The sequence below is a fragment of the Variovorax nivicola genome, from assembly GCF_051216475.1.
Taxonomy (GTDB): Bacteria; Pseudomonadota; Gammaproteobacteria; order Burkholderiales; family Burkholderiaceae_C; genus Variovorax.
Window position 1 is genome coordinate 35,235 of record NZ_JBPJZK010000018.1, and the last position, 21,682, is coordinate 56,916.

Here is a 21,682-nt window from a genome sequence, read left to right on the forward strand (position 1 = left end):
ATGGAGAGTCGCATTCTCTTTCTCGGTCCGGTGGGCGCTGGCAAGACCACCGCGGTGCGGACGATCAGTGACATCGATGCGGTAGACACCGATGTGCGGGCCTCCGACGAGGTTTCCGACCTCAAGGGGACAACCACCGTGGCCATGGACATGGGGATCCTGCAGTTGAGCGACGCCGACCGCATCGTCCTCTATGGCGCGCCCGGGCAGGACCGGTTCGATTTCATGTGGGAGATCCTGCTGGAGCAGAGCGACGCCGTGCTCTTGGTGCTCGATCATTCCGCGGCAGATCCGGTGGCCGACCTCCGCCGCTATCACTCCACACTGATGCGCGTGCCACGGCAGCGGCTGCCTATGGCGATCGGCCTCACGCATACCGACCGCGCGCCGCAACGACCGCTGGACATTTATGACGGCTTTCTGAAGACAGTGAAGGACCGCTGCGGTTGCATGATGTGCACGCCTCCCGTACTGTCCATGGACGCGCGCAGCCGCTCGGATGTGCTCGTGACGCTGGCGGCGATGCTGGAAGTCTCGCAGCGGTTGCCACTCAAGCCCTGCGCCGCATGAGGCTTCCCGCTCCAGGCTGCGTACTGTCGCTGCGCGGTCTTTGCATTTCCTACGACGACCGTCAGGTGCTGAGCCAGGTCGATCTGGATCTGCCTGAGAAGGGGGTCACCGTACTGCTCGGCCCCAGTGGCACCGGCAAGTCGGCGCTGCTGCGGACAGTGGCTGGCGAGAACGCCGGCCACCCCTCCATCCGAGTCGAAGGCCGCGTCGACTACGTGCTGCCGGATCGAAATCCGCCGCTGGTGATGCAGAAGGCCAAGCTGCTGCTGTCCGCCGTGCTTGAAAATCTTGTTCACGACTGGCCCGAGCGCGCCAATTTGACTGCCGCGCAGCAGCATGCCCATGTCACTCAATGGCTGGCCTCGTTGGGTCTGGAGCGGCTTGTACAGCACCTGCACGTACCGGTCATCAGCCTGCCTCTGTCGGACCAGCGCCTGGTGTCGGTGTTGCGCCGCGCAATGGTGACTTCCCCCTTGCTGCTGTTGGATGAGCCGACTGCGGGTCTTTCCGACGAACAGGCCGAGCCGATCCTCGCACTGATGCGCCGGCTCCGGCAGCAAAGTTCGCTTCTTGTGGCGATGCACAACCTCGGCCAAAGCCGGGCCATCGCCGACGCGGTCGTATTGCTCGCCAGCCGATGCGTGCAGGAGCACAGTGGCGCACAAGCCTTCTTCACCGCCCCGGCCAGCGAGTCGGGGCGACTGTTCTTACGCACGGGGTCGTGCCCGGAAGAGCCGCGGCATCAGCTTGAGAAAGAGCTGGCGCCGGAGCTTGCCAGCACGGCGCCAAAGCCGTCGCCTCCTCCCCATCATCCTCTTCCTCCTCGCTCGCCCGGTCCCAACGGATTCGCGTGGCTGATTCCCGGACGGCTCGCAGGCACGCCATGGCCCGGCCTCCTGCGGCCTGCGGCATACGACCTCGAACTGCTCCAGGCGGCCGGTGTCACGCAGTTGTTCTCAGTCACCAACCGGCCGTTCCCCGCCGAACTGGCCCAGGCCCACGGCATGGCGGTGGAGAACGATCCGATGGTGGACATGCAGCCGCCGGATATTCCGCAGGCGATCGCGCTGTGCCAACGCATAGAAGCTTCGCTGGCCAGCGGTGAGGTGATGGCCGTGCACTGCCACGCAGGACTCGGGCGGACGGGCACCACGCTTTGCGCCTATTGGATCTGGCTGCAGCGCGGGCGCACCACCGGCGAGCTTGCCTTGCAGCAGATCCGCCGCTTTCACCTGGGCTGGGTGCAATCCGCCGCCCAGGTCGACTTCCTCCATGTGTTCGCACTGGCCGTCGCGCGCATGAACTCCGCCATGCCGAGTCTTTCGACAACTGCGGGCCGCAGCGATGTGACTTTATCCAGGTCCGTGACAACAACTCCTCGATAACTATCCACGAAAGGCAATTCGAAATGTCCCAACTTGACAACATGCTGCAGAAGGCAGTTACCAGCGTCCCTGAATGTGTGGCCACCGGATTCATCGATCTCGCATCCGGCATGCTGCTGGGCGTAAAAACGGTGGACTCGCATCCGCAAGAGGTGATCGAGTTGCTTGCCGCCGCAACAGCCGACCTCTTCCAGGGCCCCAACGTGGTTGCCATCGAAAAGCTCTTTCGGACAGCCCGCGGCGTGTCGGAGGACGGTCAGCACTACTTCCAGGAAGTCATCGTCAACAGCAACAACCTGATCCATGTGTTCTTGCGCGGCAAGAGGCAGCAGCAGGTCGCGGTCTTCGTGTGCCGCAAGGGTGCCAACCTTGGCATGGTGCTCGCGAAGGCACGCATGGCGATGCCGGAAATCGAAGCCGGCCTGTAAAGCGTCGCGAGCGAAACCGTGGCCACCCACATCGCCGTAGCGCCAACGCAGGCCAGCCGGGCGCGGTCGGTCCTGCGTACCTTGAAAAGCACGCATGGGGCCATCGAAGGCTGCGCCTTCGTGACGAGCGATGGCAGGGGGGTGGCATCCGCACTCGGTCCGGACATGGATCCCGACCGCTTCGGCGCGATGTGTGCCGCGCTCATCGCTTTGGCCTCGCGGGCAGCACGTGAAGCCGCCCGCGGAGAGCTCCTGCAACTGATCATCGAGGGCCGGGACGGGCCGATGCTGGTCACGCATGCTGGCTTGCACGGCGTGCTGTCCGTTTCGGCCAAGCCTCAGTGCCCGCTGGGTCGCCTGATCCTGGACGCCAAAACCACCGCGAATTCGCTGGCCAAGATCTTCGACGGTGAAGCCCCTCCATGACAGCCGGCGTGCAACGCTTCATCGACCTCACGCCCCAAGGAGCGCTCATAAGCACGGTTGGCCCCGCAGCCGACCTACGGGGCCGGTTGCTGCGCGCCTTGCTGCTGCGGGAGCCCCATCGTGCGTGGAGTGGCGAAGAACTCGCACAGCTGTTGCCGCATGAGCAGGCACACACAGCTCGGGCGCTGTTCGGCCTTCACCGCGTGGGCTGGATCGCCGTCAGCTTGGTGCCACCTGCACCTGAAGAACGACACTGGGCTTCTCTCCAGCTTGACCTGGAATCGCTGATCGACGACGGTGCCACGCTGGCTGCGTTGCTCGATCACGATGGTTTCGTCATTGCGCAGGCGGGAGGGGACGCATCGCTGGCCGATGATCCGCTCTCCGCGCCGCGGCAGGATGCGGTGCAACTGCACGTCGGCGACGGCGCACTGAGGGCGACCTACGGTTTCGCGCTGCAGGGAACGCCGATGGAAAAGTGCCCGTCGTTGGTGAGGCTCATACGCCGTCTTGCCTGTAGGCGATCGGGCCATGAATACGCATGAGCTCCTTCGTTTCTGATCTTCACGAAAGCACGTCGCTGGACGCGCATTTGCAGGCCGAGCTGCGTCGCCTGCATGAGATGTGTCACGACCTGCAAGCCGCCGCCATTGCCACCGACGAAGGCTTGGCCTTGTGCGCATCGGGCAGCGAACTGCCCGACGTGGCCTGCGCAACAGCTGCTTTCCTGCTCAATTGGCTCAATACGCATCTGGGGATGCTGCAAGTCGGCGGTGCGTGCGAGGTGATGATCTGGACCAGTTCCGGTCCGTGCTACATCGCGCGTATCGCCTCGCTGCCTTATGTGATTGCGCTTTTTGCAGCCGGCCAGATGCCTGCCGCGGCGTTGCGCCACGCGGGCGCCCTTGCTTCAAGCCGCCTCGTCCCTGTGCTCACTCCGCTGACCGAACGCTCCATCGAGCACGACAACGCATGATGAATCAACAACCGCCTGTCGTCTTTGGCGTGAGCCACATCCGGCTACCCGTGCACAGCCTTGCTCGCTCGAAGGCCCTCTATCGCGATGTACTGGGTTTCGAGGAACGAGACCAAGGCACGGGATGGTGCGAGCTGGACGCAGGCGGAACCATCGGGCTGCTGCTCGTGGAGTCCGAGCACATCGAACAGCATGCCAGTCTTCGACTGTTGACGGCCAACGTGGAGGCCGCACTCGATGCGCTGCTGTCGCGAGGCGGCTGCACACTGGCCGAAGACGTGACCAGAACGGCCGAAATGACGCTCACCGCGACCGTGCGCGACGCTGACGGCCATCTGTTGACCGTATGGCGCACGTTGACCGAAGACGAATACGACGCTGCGCCGGAGCTGCCCAAAGTACTTGCATGGGACGACGATGCCGAGGTGCTGCTCAAGCAGTTGCTCAAGAGTGTGCCGGCTCTCTTTCGCGGCATTGCTCGGCGCAAAGTCGTACGGGTGGTGGAAGAGCTCGCGGCAGGTAGCCGTATGGTGATGCGTGAGGAGGTGATCCGGGGTTTCATCCTGGCGAGCCCGAAAGTCACGCGGGAGCGCAATCGCAAGCCACTCATGGATGCCGGCATCGACGTTGATCGCTACCGGGGCGACTGGGAAGCCGACTGACACCAGTCAATCGGCCTCCCACAAAGTACCCAGGATCGGCCGCTGTTGTCTAGGCGCTCGCTGCATGGGTCATGGGTATAGCGCTGCGACAGGCAGTGCCGGTAGCGTAAGCAGGGGCTGACCTGAGTCGTTCATTGGCGGTGGCGAACTGCATCGCCCCTGCCGCTGGGCTCGAACATATAGCCCACACCCCAAACTGTCTGGATGTACGAAAACGGTCCGTCCTCCAGGAGCTTTCGAATGCGTGAGACCTGCACATCCAGACCTCGTTCGAAGGCGCCGTGATCGCGGCCACGTGCCACCTGAGCGAGTTTTTCCCGTGACAGCGGCTGTCCTGCATGGCGGGCCAGTACTTTGAATATCGCGAACTGAGCAGTCGTGATGCTCAGAAGCCGGCCGTCTTTCCGAAGCGTGCGCGTGCTCATGCTGAATTCGAACGGCCCGAATCGGACTGATTCGTCTCCGATCGAAGGCCCACCCGGCTCCTCCCTTGGAGGACTTCTGCGCAGGATGGCCTGGATGCGGGCACGCAGTTCCCGTGGATTGAATGGTTTGCAGACATAGTCGTCGGCCCCCATCGTCAAGCCCGCGATTCGGTCAGCATCTTGAACCTTTGCACTCAGGATGATGATCGGTGTTCGTACGCCCGCGGCACGCAGTTGCAGACAGATCGAGAGGCTGTTCTCGTCTGGCAACTGCAGGCCAAGCACGATGAGGGCAATGGCGCGGCGATGCAGAATCGCGGAAAGTGATGCACCGTCATCGGCCTCGAATACTTCAAAGCCTTCCTGCGAAAGATAACTGCCGAGCAGTTCTCTCACGTGCGAATCGTCATCGACGATCGCGATCGCGTCGCCACCATGGGCTGTCATCATAGAAACAAACCTTCGCGCATGAGCGATGTTGGGCAAGGCCTCGCCGACTTATTCAACGCGGCTGCCCGCGCGTCTTCGCTCTTTTCAAACTCGTCTTGCTCTTACGCAGAGACGAAGGACAGCTCGGCTCTGACTCGCATAAGCGCGTCTTGAGTCTCAGCAGATGGTCGGAGAATCTGACCTGGCTGACCTGGCTGACCTGGCTGACCTGGCTGACCTGGCTGACCTGTCCGGATCCCGGTGCTAGGGCCCCACTCCAGCAAGCTGAGCTTCTCCACCGCCATGTCGGCGAACGCCGACACCGCCTGCGGAAGCTGTTGGCGACTCGTGTAAAGAACATTCAGACCGCAACCGGCCCGCTTGTACTGCGGCAGAACAGGGACGAGCTTGCCCGACTCCACGTCGGCAACGGTCAAGACCGAGGGCAGTGCAGCGATTCCGAGTCCGGCGCAGGCAGCCAGTCGCTGCGCATCCAGGGAATCGCTGATGAAACGCCCGCTCACTTTGACATCAACCTCTGTGTCATCGGGGCCCTGCAGGCGCCAGGTGGAGCAGTTGCCGGAGTCCGGCGGCGAAATCACGCACTCGTGCTTCGTCAGTTCCTGCAGGGTCGTGGGGGCCCCGTGCGCCGCGAGATAGGCCGGGCTGGCAAGCAACTCTCCATAGCTGGTGAAGATCTTCCGTACAACGTAGCTTGAGTCCGACAAAGGACCACCGCGGAAAGCGATGTCGATGCGCTCGGCGATCAGGTCGGCCAGGAGGTCGCTGAGCACGAACTCGAGCCTCACCAGTGGATGCTCGTCGAGGAATGCATTGGCCCATTCCATCTGGAAGAGCTTGAAAAAATTAACTGGCGCTGCCACCCGCACCAAGCCCTTCAGTTCTCGGTTGTCCATCCTCTGCCGCCGACCGGCCCTCATCAGCTCCTGGACTGCCGGGCCACACTGCTCATGAAAATCCTGGCCCGCGTCCGTCAATGTCAAGTTTCGGGTGGAGCGCTGCATCAGCCGGACACCGAGGCGTGTTTCGAGTTGTTGGATGCGCCGGCTGACGGTCGCTGGTGGCACGCGTAGGCGTCGGGCCGCCTTGGCGAAACTGCCACAGCACACAACCTCCACGAACATCGCGACATCATTGAGATCGAGCACAGGGGTCTTTCATCGGAGGGAGGTGTGCTGTCCTATCGTGTGTCGGACGTGCTTCGGTCCTTGCCGGTCACCGATTTCCATGAATTTGAATCCAAATTCATGGAAATACCCGAGTAACCCATTAAGATCGTTTGCCGCCAAACGAGATGCCTCGCAATGACTGGAATTGTTGATTCCAACTTCTGCAAGATGGCGTTTGCACTACCTTTTGATTATGAAGTTGCATCAACTGGTTGTTCAAATCAATCAATTAAAATCATCGCAAAAGTTTGGCAAGACGATCACACAACCGTCTTCATCGCTTCATGATCAGTGTGCGAAGAGGCGCCCCACCGAGGCAATCGGTGCGTACGCGAGACGCAGCGCCTCCACACCACCATGGTGATCGTGTCGTAGACCGGCAGCAGCCCACCCCTTGCCGATGCCGATCTTCAGCAGCGCGAAGGTCGTCACAGTCCATGATGATCGTTAAACCGTAGCAGCGAGAGTCCGATAAGCAGCGGTTGCTGCCGGCGGCCGAACGCGTGGCTGGCAAGGACTCGGGCAGGGAGGTTTTTGAGCTGCCCATCTATCTCTCGCAGTTTCCCTTCCCCAATGTGCTGGGCATGGTTGAGTCGCGCGCGTTCGCGCCGTTCCGGCACATGCTCTACAAGTGGTACTGGCTGCGCGACGAGAAGTAGGCGTGCGCTGAAGATGAATGGGGAAGCGCGAGGCCGCGCCGCATTCGATCATCCATGAAAGACAGCACCTCATTTCTGCTTCTAGTCATAGATGCCTCGAATGCAAAGAATTGGCGGCCTCCGCCAAGTTCAACTCCCCTCCATGAGCGACCCAACAGTTTCCATTCAACCATTTGCGCAAGGCCCCAACTTCATCGCCAACGCACGCTGGCTGACCGGCATTGCGCTGGTTTCATGTGTCGCCGCTTGCGGAGGAGGAGGTGGTGGTAGCGGCTCATCGCCGGCGGCCCTGGCTTCCTCCGCCTTGGCTTCCTCTGGCTCCTCTGCGTCGGCGGATGCGGGTTCCGCGACAATGTCGGCGTCTGCCGCATCGGCATCGAACAGTGCATCGTCGTCCTCATCGTCCTCATCGGCTGCCGCGAGTGTCGGCACCCAATGGGGCACCGTCAGCGAGCCTGCATTGCCAAGCTCGGCCGCAGTGTGCGCCACACTCGCAGCCCGGCTGAGTCCGGTGAATGATTCGCTCGACGCTGCCGACGGCAATGCCTCGACCTCGCAGCCCGATGCCCAGCGCATCCAGGGCGCCATAGACGCCTGCCCCACGGGCCAGGCCGTGAAGCTGGTGCAAGGCAGCTCCGGCGAAGCGGGTTTTCTCAGCGGCCCGCTGCAACTGAAGGCCGGCGTGACGCTGTGGATCGACAGCGGCGTGACGCTCTTCGGTTCACGCAACCCGGCGGACTACGACAACGGCCCCGGCACCTGCGGCACTGCGACCTCGTCGGACGCCAATGCCTGCGATCCGCTCATCAGCGTGAACAGCGCGACCAACAGCGGCATCGTGGGTGACGGCACGATCGATGGCCGCGGCGGCAGCCTGCTCACCAGCGGCCCGAACGCGGGCCTGCGCACCTGGTGGGACGTGGCCTACCAGAACAAGACCTCCGGCCTGAACCAGCAGAACCCGCGAATGATCCAGGTGAAGAAAGGCAGCGCCTTCACGCTCTACCGCATCACGGTGCAGAACTCGCCGAACTTCCACATCGTGACCAGCGGCGTGAAGGGCGTGACCGCATGGGGCATCAAGATCCTGTCGCCGAGCCTGGTCTACACAAGAGCCGGCTATGCCTGCCCTGCGGGAACGACGCCGGACGCGGTAACGCCGGCCACCTGCTTCACGCCCGACACGGTGAAGAACACCGATGGCTTCGATCCGGGCCAGTCGAGCCAGGTGCTGCTGGCCCACTCCTACATCAGCGTCGGAGACGACCACGTGGCAGTGAAGTCGCACAGCGGTCCGGCTTCGAGGCAGCTGACCTTTGTGCACAACCACTTCTACTATGGTCACGGCATGTCGATCGGCAGCGAAACCGATGCGGGCCTGAGCCAGCTTGCGGTCAACGACCTGTCCATCGACGGCTTCGACAGCGTCAACGGAGGCGGCTTGCGCATCAAGTCGGACTCGTCGCGCGGCGGTTCGGTCGACAACGTGAGCTACAGCCAGGTCTGCATGCGCAACGTGCGCCGGCCGCTGGTGTTCGATCCGTTTTACAGCGGCTCGACCGGCAGTCTCTATCCGTCTTTCGCCAACATCTCGATCAGCGACTTGCACAACCTGGGCAGCAACAAGTACGGCGGCGGCCTGCTCACCTTCGTCGGGTACGAGCTCAATGGACAGAAGAACCCGCTGACCATCTCGCTGGACAACGTGGTGTTCGACGGCACCCAGCCGACCTTCGAGGCCGGGCATAGCGGCGGCCCCCAGCCCGCGGCCACGCATTTCAGCTTCGGGCCGGGCGCGGTGAGCTTTGCATCGGCCATCACCGAGTCGGCGGCGAAAGACGTCACGGTCACCGGCCCGCCCGGGAACTCGACGGCCATCGATTGCAGCTCGGCCTTCGTTCCACTGAGCTCGGTGCTCGCGAGTTCGCCGATCTGATTGGCGGTCGGTGTTGTGTTGCAATCGCATTTTTTCAAAGTGCAGGCAGCAGACGCCATGAGTACGCCCTGTTGGATTTCGGTGGGGCGACGGGCGTGGAGTTGATCGCAGGCGAACATCCACAACGGTCCGGAGTCGACAAGCCCGTGCTGCAGGCGATTTACGCGCTGACTTCCGCCGAGTGACACCAATTCGTGATGAATCATGCGTTGGAGGGTTTTCACCATGCATCTGCGTGATGCACTCTTGAGAGCTCAGTTGAAGTAGCAGTTTCCGAAACATCGATACGACGCTGGCCCCAACGCCAAGCGCCTGCACTCCGCGCTCGGCTATCGTCCACCCGACGAATTCGAATCCAAACTCGCTCGGCAGGTGGCTTAATTCGGACGAACCCGATGGTCAGCCGCAGAGGTTCACTCCACTCGCATCTCGAAAAGAGTACCTTTTATTTTGTAGAAATTCAGCGCACTTTCTTTTGGTTTTGATCGCGTCTAAAGTGAAACAACAGGAAAAAAGCAAGCCAAGGAAGCAACCAAATTAACGAGACATTTTTGCTCGTTCCTCTGCAGCGCTCGCCTCGTGGCTGCGACGGTGGGTTGGTGAGGCTGGCGGTTGAAGTTGTGTGCCTCTGTCTGATCGCATTGCACGGTTGCCGGATATTGTCGATTCGGCCGGAGGCACGTTTCGCTGGCTGCTCGAACATCCACAGGCAAGGATCTTGAGGGCATTTTCTCCAATGCTTGTTGAATTCCGCAGATCTCTGACCCTGGGATCAGTCCTGACTGAAAAGAAACGCCACGCACAAAGTGCGTGGCGCCGAAGACCGGTCAAAGGGAGGAGGGAGGAGGAGGCTGACCGGCCGGTGCAAAGTGTACCGGCCAGCTATCAGGTATGTGCCGGCTCCACCGTCAGCTTGAAGCCCAGCGCGTTGATGACCTTGAACAGGGTATCGCTGCTGGGTGCCCTTTCTCCCGAGAGGCTCTTATACAAGCTCTCGCGGGAGAGACCCGTGTCCTTGGCGAGTTGGGCCATGCCTCGCGCGCGCGCAATGGCGCCCAGCGCTCCAGCAAGCTCGGCCGGGTCGTTGTCATCCACCACCTGGCGCAGGTACTCCACCATGTCTGCCTCGCTGGCGAGGTAGTTGGCGATGTCAAATGGACGGGTCTTGATCTTGCTCATTTCGCAACTCCAGAGCCATCTTTTTGGCTCGTTCAATGTCGCGCTGCTGGGTCGACTTGCCGCCACCACCCAGCATGACGATGATGGCCCCATCCTGCTCAATGAAATACATGCGCCAGCCGGGGCCAAAGAACTCACGCATCTCGGAAACACCTTCATCGACGGGCTCTACGTCGCCGAGGTTCCCTCGGCGTGCTTTGTCGAGCCGACGGGCCAGTCGGATGCGCGTCATGCCATCCTTCAGACCCGCAAGCCACTCGGAGAACTCATCGGTTTCGATGACCGTGAACATGGAGGTATTGTAGCCGGAAGGATACAGCCATGCAACCGCCACTCCAAGTGGTCCGACTGGAGAGAGGCGGCATTTCACCGCGCCTCGACACGCTCGCTGGCTCGATCAAGCGAGCTGGTGCGATGAGCAAAGCGTACCAATTTACGGAAAGGACGATCACCCACCCTGACCCTCGTCGATGGGGCTGGAGGCCGCGGCGGGCAAGGACAAGGTCGCGGAAATCCTGCCGTCGATGGGGTCGGAGGATTTCGGCGCGTTCGGCACCACGGGCGTGCCGGTGGTCTTCTGGATCCTCAACGCCTCGCCTTATCCGGACCGCGCCGGCCCGACGAACCACTCGCCGCTGTTCACCATCGGCGAATCTGAGATGCGTATCGGGGTGCGGGCATTGACCGGCGCACCTGACGCGCGCCAGTGACACTTCGCCCTGAAAGTTCGTGGCGTGACGTTTGGGAACGTTCTTCACAGTAACGATGTACGCGGTGGCACATGGCCGGCCGTTGGACACGCATCAGGGCTATTTCTCGCCCTTCAGGAGATGAAATGACTTTTCCCCGAGCTGCTCTCAAGCTGGTTGCCGCAGGCTTCGTCGCTGCCGGTGCCTTGTTCATCGCCGCATCGGCCAATGCGGGCACGAGCTGGTCCATTGGCGTCGGCGTCCCCGGCCTGGTCGTGAGCGAGCCCGCACCGGTCTACTACGAGCCCGCGCCTGTTTACTCGCGCCCGGCCCCGACCTACTACCAACCCGCGCAGCCGGCATACTCCGTCCCGGCACCCGTCTACTACGAGCCTGGATCCCGCTGGGAAGAACGTCGCGCGGAGCGTTGGGAAGAGCGCCGCGCAGAGCGCCGTGAATGGCGTCGCCGGCAATGGGAGCGCGAGCAGTACAGGCGTTATTACGAGGATCGCGACTGATTAGTGCAAGCGCAGGCAACGTCGATCGGTACGAATCTGCCGAGGCGCTATTGCGCCGCGAAGATCGAACTGCGGCGTACTCAACGTACGCCGTTAACCCTCCTCACACTGGCTCGCTTCCGGGCATCGAACGGCGGGCCCTTGCCATCTATCGCGCCCGCCTGACTGTCGGGCTGCATTCAAGACCAGCGTCGCAGACGCCGCGATTTGCGCCGTCATCTGATCATTGAGCCCTGTACGGAGCGTAGGGGGTAGGCTCCAAAGGAACCACTCTACAGATACTGCGGTGAAAGCAACGCCTGTTATGAGCAAGGACATGAACTCCATTTTTCTTACCTTCACTGAAACACGCTGCGAGCAACGGGGAAGTCTGCATCTCTTTCGCACACTCGCCTACCCACTATTTGGCGTAGCCCATACCTGATTGAGCATGCTCACGATGAGAATGCGCATGATTCACGTCCTCTTCATCAAGGAGTAATTAACCGAATCGCGCTACTTTGAATGTTGCCTTGCGCCATGTACCTATGACCTTCATGTTTCGTAACGTCGTAATCCCCGCAACCGTTGATTTGCACTTCGAGAAGTAATTCACGAATCGAGCATGTGTGCAAGAAAAATGCACGAGCGCAAGTCCAAGTGCGTCCAGATACTCGCGTGGAAGGCTTTCACACATGAAAGAACCGGGAATGACCAGTGGGCAGAACACATACAGTGCCAGTGGACTCATCTGCACGATGGAGATTCCCATCCTGACGAGGAATGAGAACTACAAGTACCTCCCCGTTGTTGCCACCTTTCGGTGGCTGCCAGGCGAAAGCGTGAATGACTGGGTCATGCCCAATGGTAGACCGCGCAGTGACAGGGAACTCGCGGCCGAGATCCTGATTTCGATTCGTCGTGTACAGGAGGCAGGGAGTTCTTCACCATCGCGAAAGCTCAGCGTTTCGCACGTCCTCGAACTGGACCGCGCCGCCGCACTGGTGGTCTCGACGTTTCTATCGGCTCTGCCTCGACTCGGCGAACCCGCTCTCGATACCAGGCAGCAACGATTTGCTGAGGGCGAAAGGGAGTTTTCTCTACGACCCCTGTCGTATGGAGTTCAGGAGATCTGGCCGTGGAACTCAAAATCTACTCGCGTCACCTGACCGCTTCCTGGAAGGTGGTGCTGCTGCCTATCGATAGGTCAAGAGTTTCCGTCACGCATCACGTCGCTCTACCAAGGAGTTCATTCATGTCCGCACGCACTCTCAAGAACAAGGTCGTCGTCATCGCCGGAGGTGGCAAGAACCTCGGCGCCCTCATCGGCCACCAGATGGTCGACGGCGGCGCCCGCGGCGTCGCCATTCACTACAACAGCGACGCCTTGCGCGCCGACGCCGAGAAAACAGCCGCCGCGCTCAAGGCCAAGGGCGCCGACACGCTGCTGGTGCAGGGTGATCTCTCGGTGGTCGACAACAGCGTGAAGCTGTTCGACCAGGCCGTGAAGCATTTCGGGCAAGTCGACATCGCCATCAACACCGCCGGCGTGGTCATCAAGAAGCCGATCCTCGACGTCACCGAGGCCGACTACGACAAGAGCTTCGACGCCAACGCCAAGGCCGCTTTCTTCTTCATCCAACAGGCTGGCCGCACGATGGCCGATGGCGGCAGCATCGTCACGCTGGTGAGCTCGCTGCTGGCGGCCTACACGCCGTTTTATGCGATCTATCCGGGCTCGAAGGCGGCGGTGGAGCACTACACGCGCGCCGCGTCGAAGGAGTTCGGCGAGCGCGGCATCTCGGTCAACGCCATCGGCCCCGGCCCCATGGACACGCCGTTCTTCTACGGGCAGGAGAGCAAGGAGGCCGTCGAGTACCACAGCAGCGCCGCCGCGCTCAGCAAGTTCTCGAAGAAGGGCCTGACCGACATCGAGGACATCGCCCATCGTGCGCTTCCTTGTCACCGAAGGCTGGTGGATCACCTGGCAGACGATTTTTGCCAACGGCGGCTACACCACACGCTGATTCACGCGCTGATCCGACCGATTGACCGGCGTTGCCGTCAAGATGAGCGGCAAGACGAAGGCATTTTGCGAATACAAACAAGCAAGCATTAGCAGTGCTGTTGAATTTCGGCCCTCGATGCCGATTAAGGTGCTCGTCGCGAGGTCCCCGGAGCTGTTTGGCGGTTTCGTGATCGCGTCATTGCGCACGGCACACGATGCCGTTGCGCTTTTCGCGCTGGTGCGGTGCTTCATTGCGCCACCGTCTGCGGCATCGAACGGAAGATTCGAGCCATCCGCACGATGTTGCTCGCAGTCATCGTCAACTTGAACTGCTGGTCCACGCGCTGGAGCCCGCGGTAGACCGTCTGCCGGATGCGCCCCACCGTCTTGCCCCAGCCGAAATGCATCTTCGATGCGCTTTCGCTTCGTCTGGCTCACTGCGTAACCGGGATGTCGGGTCGTCCTCGCATCGATTGCGCTGCCGCCCCAGCGCGTCGCATAGCTGGCCACATGCGGCGTGACGCGCCGCTCGCGGCACGCCTGCACGAAGTCGCGTGTGTCGTAGGCCTTGTCCGCGGCAATTGTTCTTGGGTGCTTGCCCGGTAGCGTATCCAGCGCCGCAGCACGCTCGCCGTAGTCATCGGCGTGCGTGACCACCGCGCCCACCACCAAGCCCGATCTGTGCTCCATCAGCACATGGCCTTGGTAAGCAAGGATGCGTGCCTCGTCAGTTGCTCAACAGCGCTGCACACATTGGCACGCGTGCAATTCGGCGATCAATGCACAGGACTTTTCGTTGGCACTCGAGTGGCAGGCTTGCACCAAGTGCTCCAGGATCGACTCAAGCTGGCGCAATTCAGCCAACTCGGCGCGCACGTCCACAAGCTTGCGTTCGGCCAACTCACGCGCTTGGGCGCAATCCGTCTTGTCGTCCAGCCTGAGCAGGCCCGCGATTTCGTCGAGGCTGAAGCCAAGGCGCTGGGCGTACCTGATGAAACGCATGCGCCCAAGGTCGTTTTCTCCGTAGCGCCGGATACGACCCTGGAGGCGTTGCGGCTCCGGCAGCAGGCCCTTGCGCTGATAGAACCTGACCGTCTCCACCCCGACACCCGAGACCTCGGCAAATGCACCAATGCTTAGGCTGTCAACGTGGTGATTCATTTGGCTTGACTCCGTACTTCGGTACGGAACTAATCTTACTTCAGTGGAAACAGTTTGAAACCTAAATCATCGTGATCAACTACCTCGTGGCTGTTCCCCGGCCAATGCCGTCCACAAGCGCCCCCGTACGTTCCAGGGATGAGGCCATGGAGGAAGCGGTGTCGATTTCGGCGCTCGCCCGCCATCGCCCGACGTCGCACGAGGACGAGGACGATGATCGGTACCTGCCATGCAGGCCAAAGGCGCCAGCCGTTGCGCTGCCCGCGCTGTGCTTCGCAGACATCGACGCCGCCCAGTACATTGGTATCGAGATCGAGGCCTTTCCTCTGACTTCCTTTGCTTCTTCCGGCGCAGACAATGGCGAATGGCTGGAAATTCCCAATTCGGCAGGCGTGCGCACCGTCCCGATGTATTTGGTGCTCTTGCGAAACAGATCTGGCGTCGCCGAGCGGATCGCCGATTTCGCCACCTGTGTCGAGGCAGTCGACTATGCCGAATCCATCATCGCGCTTCAGTTGAATCGAGGATTTCACTGGACGCGAAGCGGCAGGATCTTTGATATTTACTGCGTCACTGGGCGCCTGGGCGATTCGCTGTTCCTGGGCAAGGAATCAATGCCCGGTATGCCTCGGTGGGTTAGGAATCCGGCCGATGCCATGCAGTTCAACTGCGGTATTGAGGAGGAGAAGATGCCCAAGTCCTTCTTGCCGGACGGCCAGTTTGACAAGCGCTCCTGGCTGGCCGCCAAGGTTCTTTTTGAGCGAGCCCGAAAAGCGGAAGTTGCCTCTTCGACAACAGTCATCATCAAGACCGAGCCGAAACATCGATTCGCCCCGTCGTTCGCACAGGTCCAAGTGGACGAAGAACTCTGCGTCGAGATCATGCGTCTGCAACGGTTGTGCATTGACAGAGAACTCGGCGAGGTTCGCCTGGACATTGCTCCGTTGAGATGGGGCCCTGATGATGCTCGCACGGATCTGGCACTATTTCGCGATCAGTTGATCGTCACCCAGACCGCTTTCCAGTTCGCGGTGCAGTCAGGCGCATTGTGTGGCCGCGTCAAGACCTGCGCACAGAACATCGTCGCTTTTATTCGGTCCGTAGACACGCATCGCCCCGAGCAGGGCGTGTTGTTGATGGAAGAGGAAGACGACCGCGTCACTTCGGCGAATGACAATAGCGAAGACGTGACCTGATACCTCTGCATGTGCGGACGTCGCAGCCAACGCGACCACACCTTTGGCGCAGCGGCTGCGCCTCGCAGACCGACTTCTAGAGAGCTTGCGACGCCACACTCAACTGATAGCCCCGTGTCCGGATCGACTGCAGTTCCAGGCCATGCAGGTCAGCGCGCAGCCGAAGCTTCTGCCGCAGGCCCGACAGGTTCATGTCCAGCGATCTCGAGTTCGACTGGCGGCCCTGTTCCCAGACCACCGAGCGCAACCAATCGCGAGTCAGAGGACGGCCCATGTTTCGAAAGAACTCCACGGCCAGGTCAAACTCGATGGGCTTCAGCTTGACTTCGTCGCCGGCCACTTCCGCCGTGTTCAAGCGCAGGTCGAAACGGTAGGCACCCCATTCGACAAGCGGCGCGGCCACAGGCATCTGTTGGTCTTGAAGGCATGACGCCATCAACTGGTACGTTCCGCTGAGCGATCCGGGAGTCACGATGACGGCATCGGCCACGCCTCCATGCAGGATCGACAGTTCTCGGGCATGGCTCCTGGAAGTGCTCACAATCATGGGAATGTCGATTCCCAGAAACTCTCGCAATTGGGCGATGAGAAACTCCCCCCAGTCGAGATTGTCCAGGCAGGCCAGCACCAACGCTTCGAAGCGCGGCTCTGGTGCGAGGCATTCCTGCAGCAAGTCCTTGACGCAGGTGAAAGCCACTGGCACATAGCCCAGCCGCCGGATCGCTCGGCGCATGCGTTTCCTGGTGCACAAGTCGGGGTCGAGCACGGCAATGCGAGAGGCATTGAGCTCATGCAGCGGTGCTGCTGGCCGCATCAAGGTCTCCACGAAGCCGACAAACGATGAAGAGAGATCATTCTGATTCTGCATCGAAACTAGGGATGGTCTTATATGGGCGCCTCCCGGATTGCAAGAACTCGTGTGTGTGAAGAATCAGGAGGCAGGGCTGCAGTCTTATATCCGGCCTGTTGTGCAGGCGGATATGCCTGCTGGCCCTGATGGTTTTCGCTGACGAGGTTCCCATCTGCAGATCGAGCTCTTCGCTCTTAATCCCTATCGGAGTGTCCCCGTCCCGGTCCAACCTGTCTGTCCCTTCACGCGTGTGGTCGCTTGCTCTCCTTCAAAGCGGTCGTCTATCAATCCTTGTCAGTGCGCGGGCTGCCACGCTTCAGGGCGCCAGGCTTGTCCGCGTGCCAGTACAGCCCAGATCGTTCGCGCCAGCTTGTTCGCTACCGCGGCAACAGCCACGCTATAGGGCCGCCGCTGCAACAGTGCTGTCACCCATGGCCATGTCGAGCTGTCCTTTGATCTGATTACGACGGCTCGAGCACCGTGCATCAGCAGCGTTCGCAGGTAGGCATCGCCACGTTTGCTGATGCCGAGCTGCCTGACCCGTCCACCCGTGCCAGTTTGGCGCGGAACCAAGCCGACCCATGCGGCAAACTCCCGAGCATCCTTGAATGCCGACGGCGTGCCCATGCTGGCGACCACGGCCGTCGCCGTAAGAAGACCAATGCCGGGGATTTCGGCGACGGCCTTGCATGCCGGTATTTCTCGCATCTGCTGCGAGAGCCGTCGCTCGATGAGGCCGATGTCAGCCTGCAGCTGCCGGACTCGCCTGATCTGCTCATCCAGACTGTCCACGAGCATCGCTGGCAGCCAAGCATGTGTCCTACGTTATCGCCGCATTTGCGGTGGTGCTGGTGATACAGGCGTGGGATTTCATGAAGGCCGTTCAGACGGTGCGAGTCGTTGCTGTTGAAGGTTGGGCAGATGCGCGCCCGGATCGACTGGCCCAACTGGAGGCCGTCATTGAATGCACTGACGGGCGTGATGGCTCGAACTTGTTTCTTGTGGCCGATTGCGCCATGAAGGCGGGTGGTGAAAGCCTGCGTGCCGTTGTCGCAGCGGCCGAGGATCGAGCCGATTCGGCCATGTCCTTTCCACTGTCCCTCTTTGCGCGCTGATCGCGGGGGCGTACCCGTTGCGTTTCAGAGGAGCGTTGTTGGAGCTGGCAGGTTGGCCGGCAGCCGGGACACGGCATATTGAGCATCGTCGGGGGGCGGCAGCGCTGGGGCGGTTTTCAAGTTCCTATAATTCTCTATAATCAACTGTAATTCGATGTATTCGCCCCTTTCGGGGCTATCTTGGTGCGGCCTCATGTGGCTGGAGGTCCCTTCATGCCAAACCCCGTTTTTCATCGTACTCAGCTTGCCGAGCAGATGGTCAAAGCCATCATGGCCTCTGCCGTGGGATCCGCATCGGCTTCTGGGCTGTTTCTGGCTGCCCCAAGGCGGACGGGCAAGTCGACTTTTGTGCGTGAAGATCTGCGGCCGGCACTACAAAATGCCGGCGCGATCGTGATGTACGTTGACCTGTGGGCCAACAAACAGGCCGACCCAGGCACGGTGATCGTCGCCGCAGTGCGTGCGGAGCTCTCCAAGCACGACGGCATTGTGGCCCGCCTGGCGAAGTCTGCGGGCCTCGAAAAAGTCACGGTGGGCGGCGTTGCCTTCTCGCTCGATCGTGTGGGTCTGGGTAAGGAAGTCTCTCTGAGCGGGGCGCTGGCGGCACTGTCGGACGAGACGAAAAAACCGATCGTCTTGCTTATTGACGAAGCTCAGCACGCGATCACCACTGAAGCCGGATACGACGCGCTGTTCGCACTCAAGGCCGCGCGTGACGAACTCAACAGCAGCGCACATCATGGCCTGCGGATCGTGGCCACCGGCTCGAATCGCGACAAGCTCGCGATGCTGCGCAACAGTAAAGACCAGGCGTTCTTCGGGGCACCGCTAGTCAGCTTCCCGGTGCTGGGGTTGGACTACGTCGAGTGGTTCTGCCACGGCGTGGCTCTACCGGGCTCACTGGATCCAACGGAAGTGATGAAACTCTTCGAGCGCGCGAGCTTCCGGCCCGAGATCATAGGGGCCGCCGCTGATACCTTGCGCTTCGATTTCGGCCTCCATCCGGCGAATGTCGGTCCTGCCTTCGCGAAGGCAGTCGACGAGCAGATCGAGGAAGCCGACGTTCAGACTCTGAGGGTCATTCACGCGCTGACGCCGCTGCAGTCGGCGGTGCTGCGCGTTCTCGCCTCGGAGGGGGAGAATTACGCACCGTTCGAAGCCAGCACCATGCAGAGTTACCGCGCGGTACTCAAGGCGATTGCGCCCGACGAGACCGTGACGCCGGAGGTCTCGAACGTACAGCAGGCGCTCGTTGCGCTTCAGGAGAAGTCGCTCGTATGGAGGGAGAAGCGGGGCGTGTATTCCCTCGAGGAAAGTACAACTGCAGAGCTACTGCGTCGTCACGGATTGCTTGACGGTCATTGATTCCAGAATCTTGGGCGTGAGCGTCCAGTCCGACCATCTTGAAAGCCGGTTCGGAGCATAGGAGCCTCGAGTCCACTTCAACTCTTGGTGGACACGTGAACACTATCCCCGATCAACAAGCCGGCAGTGGCCGGCGGCGTCGCATGCACAGTGACGAGTTCAAGGCCGGTGCGGTGGCGGCCTGCGCGCAGCCTGGCATGTCGATGGCCGCAGTGGCAATGGCTCACGGCATCAACGCCAACCTTCTGCGGCGATGGGTGCACGAGGCCGAGATGAAGCCAAGAAGCGAGGTCGTGCGCGCAGACGTCGTGGATGCAGCCAAGGCGCAAGAGCCCAAGACCGTCTTCGTGCCGGTCAGCTTGCCGACACCGGCGCCACCTGCTCAGGCCCCAGACATTCGCATCGAGCTGCGGCGTGGGCCCACGACGGTCACGGTGACCTGGCCGGCAGGTGCCGCCAGCGACTGCGCGGCCTGGATGCGCGAGCTGCTTCGATGATCCGCATCGACGCGATGTGGCTGGCCGCCGACCCCATCGACATGCGCGCCGGCGCCGACCGCCTGTTGGCGCACGTCGTGCAAGTCTTCGGTGCAGCGCACGCTCACCACGGCTACCTGTTCGCCAACGCCCGCGGCACCCGCATCAAGCTCCTCGTGCACGACGGCTTCGGCGTCTGGTGCGCGGCACGCCGGCTCAACGCGGGCCGCTTCGCGTGGGTGGCGGCCACCACGACATCGCCCATATCCTTGTCGCTCACCAACGCGCAGTTCGATGCGCTGGTCCTCGGCCTGCCGTGGGAACGACTGCCAGAATTGAGCACCATCACGCGGGCCTGACAGCAACATCGACGCTGGCACTCGACAGCGCCAGCGTCGATGCAATTCGTGCTTGCTCCGATGCGCTGCATGCGGGGTCCTGGCACCATGCCGTGATGCTCGGCACGCACGATCTTCCCCCGCTCAACCTGCAGGCACTCCCGCCCGAAGCGGCGGCCTGGGTCGCCCGTTGGCAGCATGCTGAACAGCAACTCGCCTTGCGTGACCAGGCTCTTGTTGATCGCGACATCGAGCTGGGCCAAGCCAGGGATCTCCTGCAGCGCAAGGACCGCGACATCGCCTGGCGCGATGCCAAGATCGAGAAGATCACCTTCGAGTTGGCTCGCCTGAAGCGCTGGAAGTTCGGCGCCAGCTCCGAGGCGATGAACGCCGACCAGCGACGCCTGTTCGAGGAGACGATCGCCGAGGACGAGGCGAGCCTGCGTGCGCAGCTGGAACAGCTGCGAAGCGAAGCCGCCGCGACCACTGTCGACGTCAAGCCGAAGGCCGCGCCGCGGCGACCACGCCGTCAGCAACTGCCCGAGCACCTGCGTCGCGTCGAACACCGTCATGAGCCCGAGAGCACCGACTGTCCCGAGTTCGGCTGCGGTCGCCCGATGACGCGCATCGGCGAGGACATGAGCGAGCGGCTGGACATCGTGCCGGCCGAGTTCTTCGTGCATCGCTACATCTACGGCAAGTGGGCCTGCCGCTGCTGCCAGATCCTCAAGCAGGCGCCGTCCATCCCGGAACTGATCGAGGGTGGCATGGCCGCTAGCGGCCTCATCGCGCACACGCTCATCAGCCGTTGCGTCGACCACCTGCCGTACTACCGGCAAGAGGCGATCAACGCCCGCAGCGGTGTCCACACGCCACGTTCCACGCTGGCGGCTTGGGCCGGCCAGGCTGGCGCGGCGCTGGAGCCGCTCTACGAGATGCACAAGGCCTTCGTCCTCGCGTGCCGGGTCCTGCATGCCGACGAGACGCCGGTGGCGCTGCTCGATCCCGGTGCCGGCAAGACGCGCAAGGCCTACGTCTGGGCCTACGCGAGGAGCTGGCACGACGCCATGCCCGGCGTGGTCTATGAGTTCTGCCTGGGCCGTGGCGCGCAGTACCCGAAGGCCTTCCTCGCGGGCGACGTGCGACGGGGCCGAGCGCGCTGGTCCGGAACGCTGCTGACCGACCGCTACGGAGGCTACGACAGCGTGCTCGACCCGCGCATCCATGCTGACCGCATCGGCGCGGCTTGCGTCGCGCATGCACGCCGCAAGTTCGAGGAACTGGCGCGCGCCGGCACGAGCCCGATCGGCGACGAGGCGATCCGTCGCTATGCGCGGATCTATGCGGTCAAGGCCGAACTCAAGGGCATGAGCGACGGCGAGCGCAAGTCGCAGCGGCAGCAACTCGCCAAGCCGCTGTGGGCCAAGCTCAAACAATGGCTCGAACTCGAACGACGGCTGGTCGCGGGCGGCGGCACCGCGGCGGGCGCCATCGACTACACGCTCGGCCACTGGACCGCGCTGACGCACTACCTGGAGGACGGTGCAGTTGCGATCGACAACAACCACCTGGAGCGGCAGATCAAGCCTTGGGCAATGGGGCGCTGTAATGCGAAGTGCGCTTTTATGCGAAGTCGGGATGTCGATACTGCAATCAGGCCGAGGGACAGGGAAGAGCTTGCGCCCATGATGGCTTTGCATAATCACAGTGCCTGCAGGAACG

General features: G+C 61.8%; 26 protein-coding genes and 3 pseudogenes. 19 read left to right on the forward strand and 10 right to left on the reverse strand.

Going from position 1 to position 21,682, the window contains the following annotated elements; translation table 11 throughout:
* Genes ACSFBF_RS34390 through ACSFBF_RS34420 form a run of 7 tightly spaced genes read left to right on the forward strand, consistent with a single transcriptional unit; the run spans nucleotide 1 to nucleotide 4,447 of the window.
* Nucleotides 1-570 (forward strand): GTP-binding protein, encoded by a 570-nt coding sequence (locus ACSFBF_RS34390; RefSeq protein ID WP_435462610.1) that lies wholly within the window; start codon nucleotides 1-3, stop codon nucleotides 568-570.
* Nucleotides 567-1,955, forward strand: a complete 1,389-nt coding sequence (locus ACSFBF_RS34395) for an ATP-binding cassette domain-containing protein (RefSeq protein WP_435462609.1) — start codon at nucleotides 567-569, stop codon at nucleotides 1,953-1,955. The genes ACSFBF_RS34390 and ACSFBF_RS34395 overlap by 4 nt, the downstream gene beginning before the upstream one ends.
* Before the next feature lie 23 nt (nucleotides 1,956-1,978).
* A complete protein-coding gene (locus tag ACSFBF_RS34400) occupies nucleotides 1,979-2,383 on the forward strand; it encodes a hypothetical protein (protein ID WP_435462608.1) in 405 nt (134 codons plus the stop codon).
* Between the two features lie 18 nt (nucleotides 2,384-2,401).
* The gene (locus ACSFBF_RS34405; protein ID WP_435474802.1) at nucleotides 2,402-2,809 is read left to right on the forward strand and encodes a roadblock/LC7 domain-containing protein; all 408 of its coding nucleotides are present in this window, start codon (nucleotides 2,402-2,404) and stop codon (nucleotides 2,807-2,809) included.
* Nucleotides 2,806-3,354: a hypothetical protein gene (locus ACSFBF_RS34410; RefSeq protein WP_435462606.1), complete on the forward strand. Its 549-nt coding sequence runs from the start codon at nucleotides 2,806-2,808 to the stop codon at nucleotides 3,352-3,354. Before ACSFBF_RS34405 ends, ACSFBF_RS34410 begins: the two co-directional genes overlap by 4 nt.
* Nucleotides 3,351-3,785, forward strand: coding sequence for a roadblock/LC7 domain-containing protein (locus ACSFBF_RS34415; RefSeq protein ID WP_435462605.1), 435 nt, complete (start codon nucleotides 3,351-3,353; stop codon nucleotides 3,783-3,785). Before ACSFBF_RS34410 ends, ACSFBF_RS34415 begins: the two co-directional genes overlap by 4 nt.
* The gene (locus ACSFBF_RS34420; RefSeq protein WP_435462604.1) at nucleotides 3,782-4,447 is read left to right on the forward strand and encodes a DUF2621 family protein; all 666 of its coding nucleotides are present in this window, start codon (nucleotides 3,782-3,784) and stop codon (nucleotides 4,445-4,447) included. Before ACSFBF_RS34415 ends, ACSFBF_RS34420 begins: the two co-directional genes overlap by 4 nt.
* Before the next feature lie 131 nt (nucleotides 4,448-4,578).
* On the opposite strand, the gene ACSFBF_RS34425 is transcribed toward ACSFBF_RS34420, so the two are convergent.
* Together ACSFBF_RS34425 and ACSFBF_RS34430 are read right to left on the reverse strand one after the other, a co-directional pair.
* Nucleotides 4,579-5,322, reverse strand: a complete 744-nt coding sequence (locus ACSFBF_RS34425) for a response regulator (protein ID WP_435462603.1) — start codon at nucleotides 5,320-5,322, stop codon at nucleotides 4,579-4,581.
* A gap of 101 nt (nucleotides 5,323-5,423) precedes the next feature.
* Entirely contained in the window at nucleotides 5,424-6,470 is a 1,047-nt protein-coding gene (locus ACSFBF_RS34430) for a LysR family transcriptional regulator (RefSeq protein ID WP_435474805.1), read from the reverse strand.
* A gap of 524 nt (nucleotides 6,471-6,994) precedes the next feature.
* Between ACSFBF_RS34430 and ACSFBF_RS34435 the strand changes: the two genes are divergently transcribed.
* On the forward strand, nucleotides 6,995-7,150 hold the full coding sequence (locus ACSFBF_RS34435; protein WP_435462601.1) for a hypothetical protein: 156 nt from the start codon (nucleotides 6,995-6,997) through the stop codon (nucleotides 7,148-7,150).
* 165 nt (nucleotides 7,151-7,315) lie between these two features.
* Here the strand turns inward: ACSFBF_RS34435 and ACSFBF_RS34440 are convergent, their stop codons facing one another.
* Nucleotides 7,316-7,582 (reverse strand): hypothetical protein, encoded by a 267-nt coding sequence (locus tag ACSFBF_RS34440; RefSeq protein ID WP_435462600.1) that lies wholly within the window; start codon nucleotides 7,580-7,582, stop codon nucleotides 7,316-7,318.
* Between the two features lie 79 nt (nucleotides 7,583-7,661).
* Between ACSFBF_RS34440 and ACSFBF_RS34445 the strand changes: the two genes are divergently transcribed.
* Nucleotides 7,662-9,086 carry a glycoside hydrolase family 28 protein gene (locus tag ACSFBF_RS34445; protein WP_435462599.1) on the forward strand — a complete coding sequence of 475 codons (1,425 nt, stop codon included), beginning with the start codon at nucleotides 7,662-7,664 and terminating at the stop codon, nucleotides 9,084-9,086.
* 885 nt (nucleotides 9,087-9,971) lie between these two features.
* Here the strand turns inward: ACSFBF_RS34445 and ACSFBF_RS34450 are convergent.
* Both ACSFBF_RS34450 and ACSFBF_RS34455 read right to left on the reverse strand, forming a co-directional pair.
* Nucleotides 9,972-10,265 (reverse strand): addiction module antidote protein, encoded by a 294-nt coding sequence (locus ACSFBF_RS34450; protein ID WP_435462598.1) that lies wholly within the window; start codon nucleotides 10,263-10,265, stop codon nucleotides 9,972-9,974.
* Entirely contained in the window at nucleotides 10,237-10,557 is a 321-nt protein-coding gene (locus tag ACSFBF_RS34455) for a type II toxin-antitoxin system RelE/ParE family toxin (RefSeq protein ID WP_435462597.1), read from the reverse strand. Before ACSFBF_RS34455 ends, ACSFBF_RS34450 begins: the two co-directional genes overlap by 29 nt.
* A gap of 178 nt (nucleotides 10,558-10,735) precedes the next feature.
* Between ACSFBF_RS34455 and ACSFBF_RS34460 the strand changes: the two genes are divergently transcribed.
* The 4 genes and pseudogenes from ACSFBF_RS34460 to ACSFBF_RS34475 all read left to right on the forward strand — a co-directional run bounded on the left by ACSFBF_RS34460 (nucleotide 10,736) and on the right by ACSFBF_RS34475 (nucleotide 13,478).
* A complete protein-coding gene (locus ACSFBF_RS34460) occupies nucleotides 10,736-10,975 on the forward strand; it encodes a hypothetical protein (protein WP_435462596.1) in 240 nt (79 codons plus the stop codon).
* 125 nt (nucleotides 10,976-11,100) lie between these two features.
* A complete protein-coding gene (locus tag ACSFBF_RS34465; RefSeq protein WP_435462595.1) occupies nucleotides 11,101-11,472 on the forward strand; it encodes a hypothetical protein in 372 nt (123 codons plus the stop codon).
* Between the two features lie 674 nt (nucleotides 11,473-12,146).
* Nucleotides 12,147-12,620, forward strand: a complete 474-nt coding sequence (locus ACSFBF_RS34470; protein ID WP_435474809.1) for a hypothetical protein — start codon at nucleotides 12,147-12,149, stop codon at nucleotides 12,618-12,620.
* 86 nt (nucleotides 12,621-12,706) lie between these two features.
* A pseudogene (locus ACSFBF_RS34475) lies at nucleotides 12,707-13,478 on the forward strand (SDR family oxidoreductase).
* On the opposite strand, the gene ACSFBF_RS34480 reads toward ACSFBF_RS34475, so the two are convergent.
* From ACSFBF_RS34480 to ACSFBF_RS34490, 3 genes and pseudogenes are all read right to left on the reverse strand, one after another.
* Nucleotides 13,463-13,711 (reverse strand): hypothetical protein, encoded by a 249-nt coding sequence (locus tag ACSFBF_RS34480; RefSeq protein WP_435462593.1) that lies wholly within the window; start codon nucleotides 13,709-13,711, stop codon nucleotides 13,463-13,465. The pseudogene ACSFBF_RS34475 and the gene ACSFBF_RS34480 sit on opposite strands and share 16 nt — an antisense overlap.
* Nucleotides 13,708-14,176: pseudogene (locus ACSFBF_RS34485) on the reverse strand (transposase); the annotation flags it as partial. The gene ACSFBF_RS34480 and the pseudogene ACSFBF_RS34485, both read right to left, overlap by 4 nt.
* An 18-nt stretch (nucleotides 14,177-14,194) precedes the next feature.
* Nucleotides 14,195-14,620, reverse strand: coding sequence for a MerR family transcriptional regulator (locus ACSFBF_RS34490; protein WP_435462592.1), 426 nt, complete (start codon nucleotides 14,618-14,620; stop codon nucleotides 14,195-14,197).
* A 146-nt stretch (nucleotides 14,621-14,766) separates the two neighbouring features.
* Between ACSFBF_RS34490 and ACSFBF_RS34495 the strand changes: the two genes are divergently transcribed.
* Nucleotides 14,767-15,816: a hypothetical protein gene (locus ACSFBF_RS34495; protein WP_435462591.1), complete on the forward strand. Its 1,050-nt coding sequence runs from the start codon at nucleotides 14,767-14,769 to the stop codon at nucleotides 15,814-15,816.
* 76 nt (nucleotides 15,817-15,892) lie between these two features.
* Here the strand turns inward: ACSFBF_RS34495 and ACSFBF_RS34500 are convergent, their stop codons facing one another.
* Together ACSFBF_RS34500 and ACSFBF_RS34505 are read right to left on the reverse strand one after the other, a co-directional pair.
* On the reverse strand, nucleotides 15,893-16,684 hold the full coding sequence (locus ACSFBF_RS34500) for a winged helix-turn-helix domain-containing protein (protein ID WP_435462590.1): 792 nt from the start codon (nucleotides 16,682-16,684) through the stop codon (nucleotides 15,893-15,895).
* A gap of 276 nt (nucleotides 16,685-16,960) precedes the next feature.
* Nucleotides 16,961-17,473 (reverse strand): annotated as a pseudogene (locus tag ACSFBF_RS34505) (IS110 family RNA-guided transposase); the annotation flags it as partial.
* 8 nt (nucleotides 17,474-17,481) lie between these two features.
* On the opposite strand from ACSFBF_RS34505, the gene ACSFBF_RS34510 reads away from it, so the two are divergent.
* The 5 genes from ACSFBF_RS34510 to tnpC form a co-directional block, all read left to right on the forward strand.
* Nucleotides 17,482-17,781, forward strand: a complete 300-nt coding sequence (locus ACSFBF_RS34510; protein ID WP_435474812.1) for a hypothetical protein — start codon at nucleotides 17,482-17,484, stop codon at nucleotides 17,779-17,781.
* Between the two features lie 213 nt (nucleotides 17,782-17,994).
* Nucleotides 17,995-19,146, forward strand: a complete 1,152-nt coding sequence (locus ACSFBF_RS34515) for an ATP-binding protein (protein ID WP_435462588.1) — start codon at nucleotides 17,995-17,997, stop codon at nucleotides 19,144-19,146.
* Between the two features lie 95 nt (nucleotides 19,147-19,241).
* Nucleotides 19,242-19,643 carry an IS66-like element accessory protein TnpA gene (tnpA, locus tag ACSFBF_RS34520; RefSeq protein WP_435462587.1) on the forward strand — a complete coding sequence of 134 codons (402 nt, stop codon included), beginning with the start codon at nucleotides 19,242-19,244 and terminating at the stop codon, nucleotides 19,641-19,643.
* Entirely contained in the window at nucleotides 19,640-19,981 is a 342-nt protein-coding gene (gene tnpB, locus ACSFBF_RS34525) for an IS66 family insertion sequence element accessory protein TnpB (RefSeq protein WP_435462586.1), read from the forward strand. The genes tnpA and tnpB overlap by 4 nt, the downstream gene beginning before the upstream one ends.
* A gap of 95 nt (nucleotides 19,982-20,076) precedes the next feature.
* Nucleotides 20,077-21,682 (forward strand): IS66 family transposase (gene tnpC, locus ACSFBF_RS34530; RefSeq protein ID WP_435474815.1); only part of this gene is annotated, 1,606 nt, incomplete at its 3' end.

Excerpts from the sequence above, each read along its gene's own strand:
- tnpB (WP_435462586.1), top strand. The coding sequence starts at position 19,640 with ATGATCCGCATCGACGCGATGTGGCTGGCCGCCGACCCCATCGACATG.
- ACSFBF_RS34460 (WP_435462596.1), top strand. The coding sequence starts at position 10,736 with ATGGGGCTGGAGGCCGCGGCGGGCAAGGACAAGGTCGCGGAAATCCTG.
- ACSFBF_RS34400 (WP_435462608.1), top strand. The coding sequence starts at position 1,979 with ATGTCCCAACTTGACAACATGCTGCAGAAGGCAGTTACCAGCGTCCCT.
- ACSFBF_RS34425 (WP_435462603.1), bottom strand. The coding sequence starts at position 5,322 with ATGATGACAGCCCATGGTGGCGACGCGATCGCGATCGTCGATGACGAT.
- ACSFBF_RS34490 (WP_435462592.1), bottom strand. The coding sequence starts at position 14,620 with ATGAATCACCACGTTGACAGCCTAAGCATTGGTGCATTTGCCGAGGTC.
- ACSFBF_RS34465 (WP_435462595.1), top strand. The coding sequence starts at position 11,101 with ATGACTTTTCCCCGAGCTGCTCTCAAGCTGGTTGCCGCAGGCTTCGTC.
- ACSFBF_RS34410 (WP_435462606.1), top strand. The coding sequence starts at position 2,806 with ATGACAGCCGGCGTGCAACGCTTCATCGACCTCACGCCCCAAGGAGCG.
- ACSFBF_RS34455 (WP_435462597.1), bottom strand. The coding sequence starts at position 10,557 with ATGTTCACGGTCATCGAAACCGATGAGTTCTCCGAGTGGCTTGCGGGT.
- ACSFBF_RS34415 (WP_435462605.1), top strand. The coding sequence starts at position 3,351 with ATGAGCTCCTTCGTTTCTGATCTTCACGAAAGCACGTCGCTGGACGCG.
- ACSFBF_RS34395 (WP_435462609.1), top strand. The coding sequence starts at position 567 with ATGAGGCTTCCCGCTCCAGGCTGCGTACTGTCGCTGCGCGGTCTTTGC.
- ACSFBF_RS34420 (WP_435462604.1), top strand. The coding sequence starts at position 3,782 with ATGATGAATCAACAACCGCCTGTCGTCTTTGGCGTGAGCCACATCCGG.
- ACSFBF_RS34480 (WP_435462593.1), bottom strand. The coding sequence starts at position 13,711 with ATGAAGCACCGCACCAGCGCGAAAAGCGCAACGGCATCGTGTGCCGTG.
- ACSFBF_RS34470 (WP_435474809.1), top strand. The coding sequence starts at position 12,147 with ATGAAAGAACCGGGAATGACCAGTGGGCAGAACACATACAGTGCCAGT.
- ACSFBF_RS34390 (WP_435462610.1), top strand. The coding sequence starts at position 1 with ATGGAGAGTCGCATTCTCTTTCTCGGTCCGGTGGGCGCTGGCAAGACC.
- ACSFBF_RS34515 (WP_435462588.1), top strand. The coding sequence starts at position 17,995 with ATGCCAAACCCCGTTTTTCATCGTACTCAGCTTGCCGAGCAGATGGTC.
- ACSFBF_RS34495 (WP_435462591.1), top strand. The coding sequence starts at position 14,767 with ATGGAGGAAGCGGTGTCGATTTCGGCGCTCGCCCGCCATCGCCCGACG.
- ACSFBF_RS34450 (WP_435462598.1), bottom strand. The coding sequence starts at position 10,265 with ATGAGCAAGATCAAGACCCGTCCATTTGACATCGCCAACTACCTCGCC.
- ACSFBF_RS34500 (WP_435462590.1), bottom strand. The coding sequence starts at position 16,684 with ATGCAGAATCAGAATGATCTCTCTTCATCGTTTGTCGGCTTCGTGGAG.